Annotated in this window: 13 protein-coding genes and 2 pseudogenes; 11 read left to right on the top strand and 4 right to left on the bottom strand. The window is 58.7% G+C overall.

Features of this window, described 5'->3' with window-relative positions; all coding sequences use genetic code 11:
• Positions 1–53 precede the first annotated feature (53 nt).
• The 3 genes from ABEV74_RS00180 (at position 54) to ABEV74_RS00170 (ending at position 1,302) form a co-directional block, all read left to right on the top strand.
• Complete coding sequence (locus ABEV74_RS00180; RefSeq protein WP_062495106.1) at positions 54–257, top strand: YezD family protein; 204 nt, start codon at positions 54–56, stop codon at positions 255–257.
• 92 nt (positions 258–349) lie between these two features.
• The gene (locus ABEV74_RS00175; protein ID WP_430142652.1) at positions 350–553 is read left to right on the top strand and encodes a hypothetical protein; all 204 of its coding nucleotides are present in this window, start codon (positions 350–352) and stop codon (positions 551–553) included.
• A gap of 365 nt (positions 554–918) precedes the next feature.
• Positions 919–1,302: a VOC family protein gene (locus ABEV74_RS00170; RefSeq protein WP_430142650.1), complete on the top strand. Its 384-nt coding sequence runs from the start codon at positions 919–921 to the stop codon at positions 1,300–1,302.
• Positions 1,303–1,405: 103 nt separating this feature from the next.
• Here the strand turns inward: ABEV74_RS00170 and ABEV74_RS00165 are convergent.
• The 4 genes and pseudogenes from ABEV74_RS00165 to ABEV74_RS00150 all read right to left on the bottom strand — a co-directional run.
• Positions 1,406–1,486 (bottom strand): annotated as a pseudogene (locus tag ABEV74_RS00165) (GntR family transcriptional regulator); the annotation flags it as partial.
• 125 nt (positions 1,487–1,611) lie between these two features.
• The gene (locus ABEV74_RS00160; RefSeq protein WP_213530674.1) at positions 1,612–2,523 is read right to left on the bottom strand and encodes an NADP-dependent oxidoreductase; all 912 of its coding nucleotides are present in this window, start codon (positions 2,521–2,523) and stop codon (positions 1,612–1,614) included.
• An 82-nt stretch (positions 2,524–2,605) separates the two neighbouring features.
• Positions 2,606–3,157, bottom strand: coding sequence for an NADPH-dependent FMN reductase (locus ABEV74_RS00155; protein WP_430142714.1), 552 nt, complete (start codon positions 3,155–3,157; stop codon positions 2,606–2,608).
• Positions 3,157–4,513, bottom strand: a pseudogene (locus ABEV74_RS00150) (MFS transporter). Before ABEV74_RS00150 ends, ABEV74_RS00155 begins: the two are co-directional and overlap by 1 nt.
• 149 nt (positions 4,514–4,662) lie before the next feature.
• On the opposite strand from ABEV74_RS00150, the gene ABEV74_RS00145 reads away from it, so the two are divergent.
• From ABEV74_RS00145 to ABEV74_RS00110, 8 genes are all read left to right on the top strand, one after another.
• Entirely contained in the window at positions 4,663–5,598 is a 936-nt protein-coding gene (locus ABEV74_RS00145; RefSeq protein WP_430142647.1) for a LysR family transcriptional regulator, read from the top strand.
• Positions 5,579–6,535, top strand: coding sequence for a ComEC/Rec2 family competence protein (locus ABEV74_RS00140; protein WP_430142644.1), 957 nt, complete (start codon positions 5,579–5,581; stop codon positions 6,533–6,535). Before ABEV74_RS00145 ends, ABEV74_RS00140 begins: the two co-directional genes overlap by 20 nt.
• A 117-nt stretch (positions 6,536–6,652) precedes the next feature.
• The gene (locus ABEV74_RS00135; RefSeq protein ID WP_430142641.1) at positions 6,653–7,708 is read left to right on the top strand and encodes a LacI family DNA-binding transcriptional regulator; all 1,056 of its coding nucleotides are present in this window, start codon (positions 6,653–6,655) and stop codon (positions 7,706–7,708) included.
• Positions 7,709–7,896: 188 nt separating this feature from the next.
• Entirely contained in the window at positions 7,897–10,692 is a 2,796-nt protein-coding gene (locus ABEV74_RS00130) for a beta-galactosidase (RefSeq protein ID WP_430142639.1), read from the top strand.
• Positions 10,693–10,826: 134 nt separating this feature from the next.
• Entirely contained in the window at positions 10,827–11,696 is an 870-nt protein-coding gene (locus ABEV74_RS00125) for an ABC transporter permease (RefSeq protein ID WP_062497176.1), read from the top strand.
• A gap of 12 nt (positions 11,697–11,708) precedes the next feature.
• Positions 11,709–12,620, top strand: a complete 912-nt coding sequence (locus tag ABEV74_RS00120; RefSeq protein ID WP_062495093.1) for a carbohydrate ABC transporter permease — start codon at positions 11,709–11,711, stop codon at positions 12,618–12,620.
• Between the two features lie 80 nt (positions 12,621–12,700).
• Positions 12,701–14,302: an ABC transporter substrate-binding protein gene (locus ABEV74_RS00115; protein WP_430142636.1), complete on the top strand. Its 1,602-nt coding sequence runs from the start codon at positions 12,701–12,703 to the stop codon at positions 14,300–14,302.
• Positions 14,303–14,446: 144 nt separating this feature from the next.
• A complete protein-coding gene (locus ABEV74_RS00110) occupies positions 14,447–14,785 on the top strand; it encodes a PadR family transcriptional regulator (protein ID WP_430142634.1) in 339 nt (112 codons plus the stop codon).
• Positions 14,786–14,844 lie beyond the last annotated feature (59 nt).

Genomic DNA, 14,844 nt, shown 5'->3' with positions numbered 1-14,844 from the left:
CGCGCCGCAGTATCGGGCAACGGGGCTTCAAACAAAGTTAGGAGGCGAAAAGCATGGCAAAGGCTTTGAAAGTTGACCAAGTGATACTGGAACGGATTTTGGAGCGGGTAAACGGCTTGGAATACGGATCGGTTGTCATTACGGTTCATGACGGCAAGATCGTTCAGATCGACCGTACAGAGCGCAAGCGGTACAATGACCATGATACGCCTGCCGTCAGCACCGGGAATCAGAAGGACTTATTGTCGCTCAATTAACCGGGTTCGTCCCGTGCCGGCGATCGCGAGGCGCGTTCGCCGCCGAACGATATTCCGTGTATGACAGGCGCTTCCCCGGCGACGGCGAGAAGATGAAGCCTGGCCCGGACCATGCGGCCTGCTGTTCGCTGCCGAAGCTGTGGTCCATTGCCGAAACGGCCGTCAGGCTGCCGTTCGCCGTCATCAGGACGAAGCGGCAGCCCGTTTCCCGAACGGCCGCCGCCGGCCAGGCCGAGGCCGTCCGGCCGGAATCGCCTCCTTCGCAGCATCAGCAGCACAAATCGAAGCCCTCGTAAGTGCGGCGCGGCATTTTCGACAATCCGGCGCCGTACAGCACTCTCTTTCCGTCAACCGGCGTCCCGTATCGGGAACGTGCCGTCCAGCGGCGCAATCGGCTGGACGGCTGTTCGATCGAACCGAAAGACGATGCAGTCTATGGCCAGATCTTCAACAAGGTGCCTATCAACGCCATTTCTCATCCATCGCATATTCTCTTCTCTCGCCCCCTCCTATTCCCGAACGGATCGGCCTCCGCCGCGGCACTGCCGCGGTTCGAATTAACATCCGCCGAAATGCCCTTCGCCTTTATGGAGCGTAAACCAGTCCCTTCGGACGAATGTATGGTATGATGACAGCAAAAAAAGGTAAAGGATGTGGGAAGATGGTACAGCATGAAGGGATTCATCATGTCAGTCTGATCGTGACCGACTTGCAGAGGGCGAAGGCGTTTTATGAGGAAGTGCTCGGGTTAAAGACGATCGAGCGGCCGCCTTTCGACTTTCCGGGGGAGTGGTACGCGGTCGGCGATACCGGTCAGCAGCTGCATCTGATCGTCCATAACGGGGAAACGAAGCGTACGGGCGGAATCGATACGCGCGACGGGCACTTTGCCATACGCGTCCGCGATTTCGATGAAACGGTCGACTGGCTGCGCCGGAAAGGAATCGAGCATACGGCCAACCGGGACAGCATAACCGGGTTCGCCCAAATTTTTCTGCTCGATCCCGACCGCAACGTCATCGAGCTGAACGCGGCGAAAAAATGAAGCGACCCTGAAATACCGCGGGGCGGGGCGGCAGCAGGGAGTCGGACGGTACCCGCCGGCCGATTACCGGCGCAGCAGATGCAGACAGAAATCGAGATCGGCCCGTTCGGCGGAACAGATAAATGATCGACTGCATCCGGTCGATAATATGGATAATCTCGGGATTGTTGCTCGCCTGTACGATAAATATCGTGATATAAACAACGATGGCTTAAATAACATTGATTTTCGGAAAACGGCAAAAATGCCCGGCATTCCTCGCTATTGAGGAATGCCGGGCATTTTTTGTCGGATCTCTCTGCGCCGCCGTCAATCGATAGTCAGCACAACTTTGCCGCGGCCGTGTCCGCTCTCGACATCCCGATGGGCGTCGGCCGCCCGGTGCAAAGGATAGACGCTGCGGATATGGACCTTGAGGCTTCCCCGTTCGTGCATGGCGATCAGCTCGGCAAGCCGGGCTGCGGTTCGCTGGCTTCGGAGCCACTGTATGCCGAGCGCTTCGGCGCGGTCGTAGGCGACGATCGTGCCGATCCGGCTGCGGTCGGCGACCAGTGCGAGCGACGCGTCCACCGCATCGCCCCCGGCGGCGTCAAGCGCCGCGCTTACGCCGTCCGGCGCGAGCGCTCTGACTCTGTCGGCCAATCCTTCCCCGTAACGGACCGGGATCGCGCCGAGCAAACGAATATAGTCATGGTTCGCCTCGCTTGCCGTGCCGATGACGCTCGCTCCCCAGGCCCGGGCGAGCTGAACCGCCATCGATCCGACGCCGCCGGCGGCGGCATGGATCAGCACGGTATCGCCCGGTCCGACGCCCAGCGCCTGCAGCGCGGTATGCGCGGTCTGACCGGAGGCCGACAGCGCGCCGGCCGCTTCCCAGGCCATGCCGGGCGGCTTCCGGACGATCTGGTCGGCGCTGACCGTCACATATTCGGCGTAACAGCCGAGCGTCCGAAAGCCGAGCACCTCGTCGCCGACGGCGAAGTCGTCGACCCCGTCCCCGACCTGGTCGACAATGCCCGCGAATTCATTGCCTAATATTAGCGGGAAACGGATCTCTGCGCCGGGCGGCGTCCAACCGCCGCGCGCTGCCGTGTCCGCGGGTTGAACGCCGGCAGCTTTGACGCGGACCCGCACCTCGCCCGCCCGCACCTCGGGCGCATCGAATTCCATGACGCGCAGCGCATCGGCCGGACCGAATGCGGTGATGGCCGCCGCTTTCATTCGAATCGCCTTTTTCATTTCTCCTCAACCTTTCTCCGGCGGTTGGCCTGCCGTATGGTATGAAACCGATCGCAACCGGACCTTATGCTTCGACTTGCCGATCGCTCCGAAGCGCCAGCGTCAAAGCGACGAACCGGTCGACCGCGCGTTCGACCCGCTCTCTCTTCTTCTCGTCGGCCGGTGCGCCGTCGGGACCGAAATGGCGGAATTCTCCTCCGATCGAGATCCATTCCGGACAATTGACGCCGTGCAAATTACGCACGATGCTCTGCAGGTGAGTGAGCGAGCTGACGCCGACCGGTCCGCCCGAGGAGCTTGCGACGAGCACCGGTTTTCCCGATACGTGGCTGATCTCGATGTAATCCAATGCGTTCTTCAGCACCCCGGAGACCGATCCGTGATATTCGGGGGTCGCCAGAATCAGGCCGTCCGCCTCGCGGACCGCTTCCAGCAAAATCCGGACGTTCGGATCGGCATCTCCGGCATCGGGCGAATAGAGCGGCAGCGGCAGCCGGTGCAAGTCGATCAGCTCCGCCCGGATGTTCCGGGCCGCCAGCCTGTCGCCGATATGCCGGAGCAGAAGCGTGCTGGTGGCGTTCCGGCGGTTGCTGCCGGCAATCATCGCGATCTTGATCATTTCGTTTTCCTCCCTAACAATCTGTAATAAAGCAGCATGAGGATCACGACTAGCAGGGCGAGAACCAAATAAAGATTGCTGTATACGGGAGCGGGGGAATGAGCGCTAAGCGGATTCCATACCGCCGCCGCTCCCTGGTCGACGATTCGGCTGTACACGCCGGTGGCGACCGCTCCGCTCATAAAGTTCAGCATCGATAGAAGTCCCATGCCGACGCCGCTCTGCTCCTTCGGCACCGTTCGGGAAATCGCATTGGAAAGGGCGATTAGCATGAACGAAAGTCCCACGTTGCCGAATACAAGAAAGACGGAGACGAGAACCGGAGACACGGTTGCGAACGACGACATCAGCACGAAGCAAGTAAGCAGCGACGCGGCGGCCGTACAGAACAGAAAGGTGTTGCCTTTCGTATCCGCCATTTTGCCGCCATGTCTTCCCAGAATGGCGGTCGCGACGGCGGCCGGCACCATGACGAAGCCGACGAGCCCCGGCGCAAGACGGTTGACATCGGTCAACAGCTGCGGGCTCAAAAAGACAAGCGAATACCCGATGCCGGTGCTGAGGAAGGCGATCGCAAGTCCGGTCGAATAGCCTTTGTTCCGGAACAGCCCGGGGCGGATGAACGGTTCCGGCGCCGAACGGATGCGGATGGCGAACAAGACGAGCAGCAGACAGCCGGGAATAAAGGCCCATCCTCCTCCCGTAATCGCGATCAGCAGGAAGGCGACCGTGCCGGCCAGCAGTCCGCCGCCGAGCCAGTCGATGCGTTCTTCGCCTGCCTGGCGGCTGTCGTCCAAATTTTTGCGATAGAACGGAATAGCGATCAGCGTGAACATCGGCAGTATGAACAGCCACCGCCAATGGACGAAACTGATCGCCAGGGCGGCGGCAACGGGACCGATTTGCGCTCCCGATCGCAAGCCCTGTCATCGTGATGCCGAGGGCCCGCCCTCTTGTTTCCGCGGGGAAATACTTGACCGGAATAATAGAAGCCGTCGCCGGAATGACCGCTGCGCCGGCCGCCTGCAGAATCCGTCCGAGCAGCACCGACCAATACGCCTGGGCGGCCAGTCCGACGACCGATCCGAGGGCGAATACGGCAAGCCCGACCGCGACGAGATGTTTTAGTTTGTAAATGTCTGCCAGTTTCCCGTATATGACCGTTCCGATCGCATAGATGAGCAGATAGGCCGACGTGACCCAACTGACCTGCGAGACCGACAGCGCGAATTCGGTCCGAATTTCGGGCAGCGCAATATTGAACATCGTCGCGTTCATGACCGATATGACAAGCGTGAAAGCCAGAATAAGGAGCAGCTTTTCACGATTCGGCTTTTCTGCCGCAACTTCCATGACACTTCTCTCTCCTTTGTCTCTGAATCGTTAACGCGAAATAACGTGACTTTGCTGGCTTTATTGTATAATGGACTGTAAATAAACAAAAATATATTTTCAATCATATGTTATATATACCGGAGTATATAAGCGAAGGAGAGAACGAGATGGAACTGCTGCAGCTGCAATATTTTCGAACGGTAGCCCGGTTGGAGCATATCACGAAAGCGGCCCAGGAGCTGCGGATCGCACAGCCCGCGCTCAGCAAGACGATCGCCAGACTGGAGGAAGATATCGGGGTGCCGCTGTTCGACCGGCACGGCAGGCAAATACGGCTTAATTCGTACGGCAAGGCGTTTCTGGAACGGGTGGAAGCGGCGCTCATGCTGCTGGAAGAGGGGCGAAAAGAAGTATCCGAGCTTGCCGGACTGGAGCATGGCGGCATCCATCTGGCGACGTCGACACTGGATCGGCTGGCGGAACCGATCGGAAAATTTCTGGCTCTTCATCCGAAAGTGCAGTTCCGGATTACCCAGGCTTCCTTGAAGGAAATGGCGCAGCTTGTCGAAACGGGCGAGGTCGACCTGTGCTTTACGCCGCTGCCGACGGACCGGACCGGAATTCAGACTGAACTTCGCGCGATAGCTGTGCTGAGCGAGGAGGTGTACCTGGCCGTTCCGCCCGACCATCGGCTGGCGAAGCGGAAAAGCATCCGGCTAAGCGAGGTCGCGAGCGAGCGGTTTATCGGGTACAAGGAAGGGATTCCGTTTCAGCAGATGAACGAAGCTTTTTTCCGGGCGGCCGGTTTTACACCCAATTTTGTCTGCCGGGTAGACGAACCTTCGGCCATCTCCAGCCTTATCCAGGCGGGACTGGGCGTTGGGCTTGTCGGCAATTACGCAGATCCGAACAATTCTTTGCCTATACTGCGCATCGAGCAGCCGGTCTGCCGCCGGCATTTTCATCTCGTGTGGCATGAACGGCGGTATCTTTCTGTTGCCGCACGCCAATTCAGGGATTTTGTGGTACAGTATTTTAGGGAACGGAAGGAGACCCGTCAAATGGAATCGGAGGCGAAATCAGTTGAACGAGCAATGGTTTGACCCGCATGCCGGGTACTGCAAAATTCATGCGTTCGATCTCAATACGCGGGATCGCGTGCCGCTCGGCATTCCCGAATCGAATCCGGCGGACAGCTTCCTGATCAGCGTGTATGACGGCAGCGGGGTTCGCCATGTGCTGCTCGATGCGGGGAAGAAGGGACAGGCGGCGAGCGTCATTATCCCTTATCTGAAGGCGAACGGCATTCGCACGATCGACCGGCTCATTCTGTCCCATCCGCATAATGATCATTTTGGCGGCATGATCGATCTGCTGCGGGATCCGGCGTTGACGGTCCGGGAGTTTCTGTACTCGCCGATCTCCGAGTCGGCGATGGCGCATTGCGATTTGGGGGAACCGAACATCGCGTTATGGAACGAGCTGCAGGAGCTTATGCGGGCATGCGGCCAGAACGTGACGCGGATCGGAGAATCGCATATCGGCAGCACGATTCGCATTAACGACGATCTTGGCTTCGATGTCATTGCCGTGCCGGACGAGTCGTTCGTGCAAGAGGGCGCGCGGGTCAACCTGAACAACCTGAATCTGGTTCTCAAGATGAAGTACAGGCGGTTTACCGCGCTTTTTCCCGGCGATTGCGGAGCGGTGCAAGCGGAATCGATTATGCGTTCCGGCCAGTACGGGAAAGTAAAAAACGTCTTTTTGCTGAAAGCGGCGCATCATGGCGGCAACGAATCGACGACGCCGGAGTTCGTCGCAGCCTGCAACCCGCAAATCGTCATCATTCCCTGCAATTCGCTTATCGCGGAAGAACGTCCGGCCTTTATCCGAAATTTGCATGAATTCGGCCGCCGCGGTGCCAAAGTGTACAGATGCGACCATTACCGAGACATCGATATTGCCACTGACGGCAGGACCGTGCAATGCCTGGGACGGACGGATACTTTTGTCGAGCATACCGTATTTCGTCTCCATTGAGAGGGGCGGTTCACGGTTTTCGGTCGGACGGCCGGATGTTCGATGGCCGCGAAGTCTGTTATGCTGCATGGGCAAGGACGCCTGCATAATTTTCGTAACGTAAGAGGGTGAACGGAAATGAAGACGGTTACCGTATACGACATTGCCAGGGAAGCCAACGTCTCGGTCGCGACGGTATCGCGCGTGCTCAACAACACGGCGCCGGTCAAGAAAGCGACCCGGGACCGGATCATGGAGCTGATTCACAAGCACCAGTTTCAGCCGAACGCGCTGGCCAGAAGTTTGCTCAAGAAGGAAACGGGCATGATCGGCATTATACTGCCGGACATTACGAATCCGTTCTTCCCCGCGGTACTTGCCGGCGTAGAACAGGAGGCGAGGAGCAGAGGATACACGTTCTTCCTGTGCGATACGGTTTCCACGAACCGCGATTCCGCGGACCAGTACGTGCGCGAATCCCAATATTTGAGCCTCCTTATGGAGAAGCAGGTCGACGGCATTATTATGATCGGGGGGCGCATCAATCTGGCCCGGCCGGACAAGGAAATGGTTCAGGAGGTGGTGGAAGCGGGGAAGCGGGTGCCGATTTTGCTCCTTAACGGCAATTTGCCCGGTGGCGGATTGTATCGCATTTACACCGACGAAACGGAAGGGGCGGAACTGGCGACGCAGCATCTGATCGAGCTCGGTCACCGGGACATCGCGTTCGTCGGGGGGTATCGGCACATGTCGAATACAATCCAGCGTCAGCAAGGCTTCACGAAAACGATGCGCAGGCACGGCCTGCAGATCCGCCGGGAATGGATATTGGACGGCGGATTCTCGGTAGAAAGCGGCAAGGCGTTGATGGAGCGGCTTCTTCGCGGCTCCGAACGGCCGACGGCGGTTTTTTGCGCCAACGACCTGGTGGCGATCGGCGCATTGAAGACGGCCCATAAATCCGGGCTCAGGGTGCCGGAGGATCTGTCGCTCGTCGGCTTCGACGATATTCCGTACGCCTCGAACAGCATTCCGGAGCTTACGAGCGTTTCGCTAAAATGCCACGAGCTTGGCCGGACGTCGGCGGAGCTGCTGCACCGTCTCATTACCCGGGACAAAGTGAAAAAGAATACGAAATTAAGGCCGGAACTGATCGTCAGGGAATCGACCGCTCAGCCCGGAAATCGGAGGTGAAACGAAATTTTTTCCAAACTCATTGACAACGTTTTCACTGTCAAATAAAATCAAGTTACATCGAGGCGGAGCACAATTGCGGAACAAAATGAAACCCGTTTCATTCATGTTAATGAAACCCGTTACATACACAATTATGAAATGGGTTTCATCGGTAGCGCCCAACAAGCGGATTGGGAGGGAGCGATTTGAGCAAGGCTGTCGAAGGAAGAATGAACGTGCGGTTTGAAACGGATGCCGTCCGGATCGGCGGCGAGCCCCTGATTTTGCTATGCGCCTCGCTGTTCTATTTCCGTATCCCGAGGCTGCTCTGGAAAGAACGGATGGAACAGTTGAAAGCGATCGGCTACAACAGTATCGATGTGTATTTTCCATGGAATTACCACGAGCTGCGGGAAGGAGAGTGGGATTTTGAGGGCGAGCGGGACGCGGACGCTTTTTTGAAGCTCGCGGCCGAGACGGGACTGTGGGTGGTGGCCAGACCCGGACCGTACATCTGCTCCGAATGGGACGGAGGCGGATTGCCCGCCTATCTGCTTGCCCGGCCGAATCTCCGTCTGCGTGACAACGACGCCTGCTTTTTGCGCGACGTATCCCGGTGGTTCGACCGGATTATGCCGATTCTGAAGGCGAACCAGGCGGGAGAAGGGGGAACGGTGATCGCCGTTCAACTGGATAACGAGCTCGACTTTTACGGTTGCGGGGACCCGCGCGGATATATGTCCGCCTTGCGGGACATGGCGCTCGAACGCGGCATTACCGTACCGCTTTTCGCCTGCGCGGGCCAGGGCGGGATCGTCCAGGCGACCGGGCTGGCGGACGGGGTTATGCCGACATGCAATTTTTACCCGGATAATCGCGATCCCGAGCTGGAGGCGAAGGTGCTTCATTACCGGGCGTTGCTGGAAGAACGGGGATATCCGCTGCTCGTAACGGAAACGAACCGGTCGCACACGCTGCTCCGGCGCCTCCTATCCTGCGGCGTGAAGCTGTTAGGTCCGTATTTGCAAGTGTCCGGCACCGATTTCGGCTTTACGAACGCGACGAACAATTGGGGCCGGCCGCTCGCCTTCCTGACAAGCGACTACGACTTCGGGGGCATGATTTCGCCCGAAGGGCATATCCGGGAGGAAGCTTACGAGGGGAGACTGCTGAGCCGGCTGATCGCGGCTTACGGCGCTCCGCTTGCGCGGGCGGCTGCGGCCGGCGTCCGGCCGGCGCTGGCCGGGCAAGCCGTCGGCGTCGCCGGTCCGGCGGTGCTGAAGCTGCACGGCGGCGGGAGCCTCCTGTTCTTGTCGAACTTGACCGATGACGACAAGACCGTAACGGCAGCGGTGCCGGGGGCGGAAGAAGCGGGCTGCGAACCGGCCACAATTACGATTCCGGCGGGGAAGTCGGTCGCGTTGCCGTACGGCGTGCCGCTCTCCATCTGGGGGTTCGCGGGAACGATCGTAAGCTCGACGGCCGAACTGCACATGGCCGTTACCGGAACAGAAGGCGCGGCGCTCGCCTTCCATGCCGAAGGCGAAGGAACGGTCGTGCTGCGCCTGGAGGAGCCGGCCGTAATTGCGGCGGAGCATGCATCCGCCATCCGGCGGGACGGCGACGTGGTCGTAACGTTCGATTCCGGCCGGGAGGCGCGCTGCCTTATCCGGTTTCAGGACGGCCGGTTGCTCAGGCTCATCATGACAAATAGAATGAAAGCGCTCTATATGGATGAATTAGAAGAGGATGGGCCGGTCCGTCTAGTCAAGCCTCCGCAGCGTTCGAATGCGGCGGAACAGGCGGTGCAGGAATGGAGGCGCTGCGATGTCCCGCCCGCGCTGCCGACAGCCGGCCCGGACGGCTGTAAAAAGCTGGCGTCGCCCTCATGGCTGGAGACGGAAGGCATATACAGGGGCTATGCATGGTATGGGGCGACGGTGCCGTCCCGCCCGGGCACGCCGCCGGTGAAAGGCGTGCTGATCCGCCGGGGCAGCGATGTCATCTCGCTGTATGCGGACGGCCGTTACGCCGGAACCGTCGTACCCGGCGGGAGCAGCCGCTATGTGCCGCTCGCTGCGGAAGCGCCGGTCGAACGTCTTGCGGCCCGCACCGAAATATGGGGTCATTCGAACTTCGACGATATCCGCCTTCCCGGCTTGCGGCTGTCGGCCATGAAAGGAATGAAAGGGATGGCGGCCATTACGGACGTTCGCAACGTGTCGGGCAACTGGCAGGTGCGGCGGACAGCCGGCCCTGCCGGTCAAGCGGAGCCGGAGGACGGCATCGACAGCGGCCTGCTGCCGGTCGTCTCGTTCGGAGGCTGGCTGTCGGCGGACCATCCCGCTCGCGAATGCTACAGCCGCACGGTTCCGACATCGGAAGCCGCCGATTCCTGGACGCTGCACTTCGATGGGCTGCAATCGCTCGTTCGCTTGTATGTGAACGGCCGGGATGCCGGCGAGGTGAATCCGTTCGATCCTTATGTCGAGATTACGCCCTATGTCGTCCCGGGCCAGCCTGTGAAGCTGACCGTTTACGCCGAGAGGATGCTCGGTCTGTCCGCCGGAAAGGTGCTGCTGTACGAAGGGGTGGAGGCGGCGGATTGGACGCTCGGCGCGGCCGGAGAACGGGAACTGCTGGCGCAGGCGGCGGATGTGAGGGACAGAGCCTCGCAGACGGAGTTCCCGCTTGAGCTCGAACCGGGCGGCACGGCCTGGCTGTACGGCACATGCGATAATTCCGCGGGCGGGAAAGGGTGGCGCGTCCGTGTCGACGGCAGCGGCCTGAAGCTGACCGTCTGGATGGAAGGGCGCATCGTCGGCCGCATATGGACGCCTGGCGGCGACGCAAGGCCGATCATGACCGGGGGAAGTCCGGATACGTTCTATCTGCCGGGCGTATGGTTCCGGGATCGCCGCGCGGAGCTTTGCCTGTGGCTGGAGGCGGTGGACCGCAGCCGTCCCGGACGGCTGAACGCGTTAACGTTCGTTTCGGTATGACAATAGTGAAATCGCAATGGCGAGCAAGGAGGGATGAGATGGACACGGCTGTAAAGGCGTCGTTCGGGACGGAACGGCCGGGAACGGCGAAAGCCGGGCGGCGGCGGTTTCGGAACAATCGGACGCTTCTCTTGATGTGTTTGCCGGCGATCGTTTTTTTCGTCATCTTCGCTTATTTGCCGATGCCCGGCTTGTATCTGGCTTTCATTCAATACAACTATTCCGACGGCATATTCAAAAGTCCGTTTGTCGGCTTCGACAATTTTCGTTTTCTCGTCATGAACGGCGATCTGTGGAGACTGACGTTCAACACCGTCGCCTACAATCTGGCTTTCATTCTGCTTGGCAATTTCCTGCAAATTTTTGTCGCCGTCCTGCTTAACGAGCTGCGCCGAAAATGGTTCAAAAAAATATCGCAGACGATCATGTTTCTCCCCCATTTCATTTCGGCCGTTCTGATCGGCCTGATCGCTTACAACTTCCTCAGCTACGACTACGGCTATTTGAACAGCGTGCTGCAATCGCTGGGGCTCGAGCCTGTCAAGACGTATTCCAACCCGACCATTTGGCCTTTCATCATCGTCCTCACCTACCTGTGGCAGTCGACCGGTTACGGGTCCATCATCTACTTCGCAGCCATTATGGGACTTGACAACGAAATTATCGAGGCGTCGGAGATCGACGGGGCGAACGCCTTCCAGCGCATCCTCTACATTATCCTGCCATGGCTGAAGCCGACGTTCATCATTCTGCTGCTGTTCTCGCTCGGCGGCATTTTAAAGGGCAATTTCGGCCTGTTCTTCAACCTCGTCGGCGCGAACAACACCGCGCTGTATGCGACGACCGACATTATCGAGACTTATGTGTTCCGGTCGCTCATGACGAACTTCAACTTCTCGATCGGCAGCGCCGTCAGCCTCTATCAGTCGGTATTCGGATTTGTCGTCGTCGTGACGGCCAACTGGCTGGTGAAGAAGCTTTCGCCGGAAAACTCGTTATTCTAGGAGGTAACGGTGATGGACAATACGATGGATCATCGCAGCATCCGTACGGATATGAGCGGCAAGATTGTCAGAATTTTCGCTTATTTGTTCATCGGCGCGTTCGCCTTGTGCTGCCTGCTGCCCTTCCTGCTCGTCATCGGCACTTCGCTGACGTCGGAAGGCGCGATCAAGAAGTACGGGTTCAACTTCTGGCCGCGCGAGTTCAGCACGTTCGCCTACAAGATCGTCTTCGAGAATCCCGATCTCATTATCGGTTCCTATCTGGTCACGATAGGCATCACTGTGGTAGGGACGGCCGTCGGCCTGTTCCTCGTCGCGATGACGGGCTACGCGCTGCAGCGGCCGGATTTCGGCTACCGGAACGGCATCTCCTTTTTCATCTACTTCACGACGCTGTTTTCCGGCGGGCTCGTCCCGTTCTATCTGCTGATAACGCAGTATTTGAGCCTGAAAGACAATTACCTGGCCGTCCTGCTGCCCGGTCTGATGAGTCCGTTTCTGATCATTATGATGAAAAGCTTCGTCCGCTCCATCCCGCATGCGATCACCGAATCGGCCAAGATGGACGGGGCGGGAGACTTCACCATCTTCGTCCGGCTCATTCTGCCGATGACGACGCCGGCGCTGGCGACGATCGGGCTGTTCATCGCGCTCGGCTATTGGAACGAATGGTACAATTCAATGCTCTTTCTGTCTGCGGATATGCAGTACCGTCCGCTGCAGCTGTTTCTGTACAACGTCGTCACAAGCGCGGATTTCGTCCGCAACTCGGCGGCCGCTTCCAACGTCGAGCTGCGGGACGTGCCGCTCGAATCGATGAAAATGGCGACTGCCGTCGTGGCGACGGGACCGGTCATTCTGTTCTACCCGTTCGTGCAGCGCTATTTCATCAAAGGGATTACGGTCGGCGCGGTAAAGGGCTGATGGGTTGCGGCCGGTTGTTTGGGCCGTTTCACATAAGGGCGTGTGCCCGATCGACGATTTTATTTTAAGGGGAGATGAACATGGAAAAGGGGAAGAAGCTGTCCGCACTGCTGCTCGCCATTGCGCTGCTGTTCGGACTGGCCGCCTGCTCGGGAAGCGGCGGCGGGAATGCGGGGACCGAAAGCACAGGCGGGACGAAACCGGCGGGTACGAGCAGCGAAGGGAACGATCAGGCGGCCGATACGTCCAAGTTTGTCAAAATCAGCTACGTCGTGCTGGGCGACAAGCCGAAAAACGGCCAGTTCGAGAAGGTGCTGGCCGAAGTGAACAAGCGGATGAAAGAAAAGATCAATGCGGAGCTGGAATGGAAATGGGTCGAATGGGCCGATTGGCAGACGAAGTACAACCTGCTGCTCGCTTCCGGCGAGCCGATCGATCTGATCACTATCGGAACGGATTGGCTCGACACGTGGGGCAATGCGCAGCGGGGCGCGTTCAAGCCGCTTGACGAGCTGCTGCCGAAGTATGCGCCGCAAACGTGGAAAGAGATTCCGGAAGAGGATTGGGCGGAAAGCAAATATAAAGGCCAAATTGTGCTCATTCCCGAAAACGACTATACGCAATGGGTCAACCACGGATTTTTTTACCGCGGAGATTGGGCCAAGGAAGCGGGCATTACGGAACCGATCAAAGATTGGGAAGGCATCGGAAAATATCTTCAGTTCATCAAGGACACCAAGCCGGACGTCATCCCGTGGGACGCCGTGGCCAGCACCAGCATCTGGGGCGGCTTCGTGCAATCGTATACGGATATGCTGGAGCTGCCGATGTCGACGGGCTATTTGCCGGTGTTCGCGGCCAAGTCGTACGACGAGAAGTATACGGCGGCAAGTCCGGTATTCGAGGACACCTTCGTGAAGTTCGCTGAGATGATGAAGGAGTGGGCGGACAAAGGCTACTGGCGCGAGGACGTGCTGAACAACAAGAACGATACGCGCGCGTCGCTCCGCGCCGGCTTGACGGGGATGGACCAGCATCATACGCAGACGTTCAGCGGACTGCGGGTGACGATGGACAGAGACCAGCCCGGCTCGGAGCTGCAGATGTTCCCGTTCGCCCGCACGCGGGGCAACAATTTGCTGGAGCTGTCCATCACGCACGGCGGCACGTCGGTCGGCGCGCGCAGCAAAAACCCGGAACGGGCGCTGATGGCGTACGATCTGATCCGCAACGACGAAGAAATTTACCATTTGATCAATTACGGCATCGAGGGCGTCCAGTATGAAGTGAAGGACGGCAAGCGCGTTCAGCCGGAAGGCTACGACGAAACGCGAGACTCGTTCTACTCCAACTTCTGGGGCGGACGCGTCGACAAGTTCGAAATTCCGAGCGTCAATACGTGGGATCAAATCGAGGAGACGCTGTACGCCGAATACGACAAAATCAAGAAGCCTTATCCGTACGGCCAGTTCGTCTTCGACAAGACGCCGGTGGAAGCCGAGCTGACCGCCATTACGCAAGTAACGGGCGAGATGGGGCCGGCCATTACCTACGGCAAAGCCGGCGATCCGGCCAAGGCGGTGGAAGAGTTCCGCAACAAGCTGAAGACCGCCGGGTACGAGAAGGTGCTCGCGGAGCTTCAGCGCCAACTGGACGAATTTAAAGCGTTGATGGAAGGCTGAATAAGAAGGGACGCCCCTCAAGTGTCGCTCCGCTTGTGGGGCGTTTTTTCTTTTTGCGGCCGAATGCCGTTTGACACGGCTGGCTGCATTGTCTTACAATGCAGCCAACGGCCATTCTATTTTGCATTACAAGGTAGGTGTCTTATGAATGATCGGTCACAAATGCTGAAAGGCACTTTGGAGGGGTGCATTTTGCAAATCATCGGCAGCAGCGAAACGTACGGTTATGAAATATCGGAGAAGCTGAAAGCGAACGGTTTTCCCGACATCTCGGAGGGGACGATCTATCCCTTGCTGATGCGGCTGGAGAGGAACGGCCTTATTGCCGCCACTTACCGGCAATCGCCGTTCGGCCCGCGCCGCAAATATTTCCGCCTGACGGAAGCGGGCAAACGGGAGCTGGACTCGTTCTGGGAAAGATGGGTCGCATTGGAGAGCGCGGTCCGCAGTCTTTTTGCAGCGAAGGGGGACGGGCGCGAATGAGCGCCAATATTCGGCGGCTGAGGCCGGCGTTTTGCGATGAAAGGGCATTGAACGCTCGC

This window comes from Paenibacillus cisolokensis (genome assembly GCF_050481165.1).
In the GTDB taxonomy this organism is placed as follows: Bacteria; Bacillota; Bacilli; order Paenibacillales; family Paenibacillaceae; genus Paenibacillus_AH; species Paenibacillus_AH cisolokensis.
This window is presented reverse-complemented; position numbering and strand designations above follow the sequence as displayed.

Excerpts from the sequence above, each read along its gene's own strand:
- ABEV74_RS00180 (WP_062495106.1), top strand. The coding sequence starts at position 54 with ATGGCAAAGGCTTTGAAAGTTGACCAAGTGATACTGGAACGGATTTTG.
- ABEV74_RS00175 (WP_430142652.1), top strand. The coding sequence starts at position 350 with ATGAAGCCTGGCCCGGACCATGCGGCCTGCTGTTCGCTGCCGAAGCTG.
- ABEV74_RS00170 (WP_430142650.1), top strand. The coding sequence starts at position 919 with ATGGTACAGCATGAAGGGATTCATCATGTCAGTCTGATCGTGACCGAC.
- ABEV74_RS00160 (WP_213530674.1), bottom strand. The coding sequence starts at position 2,523 with ATGAAAGCGGCGGCCATCACCGCATTCGGTCCGGCCGATGCGCTGCGC.
- ABEV74_RS00145 (WP_430142647.1), top strand. The coding sequence starts at position 4,663 with ATGGAACTGCTGCAGCTGCAATATTTTCGAACGGTAGCCCGGTTGGAG.
- ABEV74_RS00135 (WP_430142641.1), top strand. The coding sequence starts at position 6,653 with ATGAAGACGGTTACCGTATACGACATTGCCAGGGAAGCCAACGTCTCG.
- ABEV74_RS00125 (WP_062497176.1), top strand. The coding sequence starts at position 10,827 with ATGTGTTTGCCGGCGATCGTTTTTTTCGTCATCTTCGCTTATTTGCCG.
- ABEV74_RS00120 (WP_062495093.1), top strand. The coding sequence starts at position 11,709 with ATGGACAATACGATGGATCATCGCAGCATCCGTACGGATATGAGCGGC.
- ABEV74_RS00115 (WP_430142636.1), top strand. The coding sequence starts at position 12,701 with ATGGAAAAGGGGAAGAAGCTGTCCGCACTGCTGCTCGCCATTGCGCTG.
- ABEV74_RS00110 (WP_430142634.1), top strand. The coding sequence starts at position 14,447 with ATGAATGATCGGTCACAAATGCTGAAAGGCACTTTGGAGGGGTGCATT.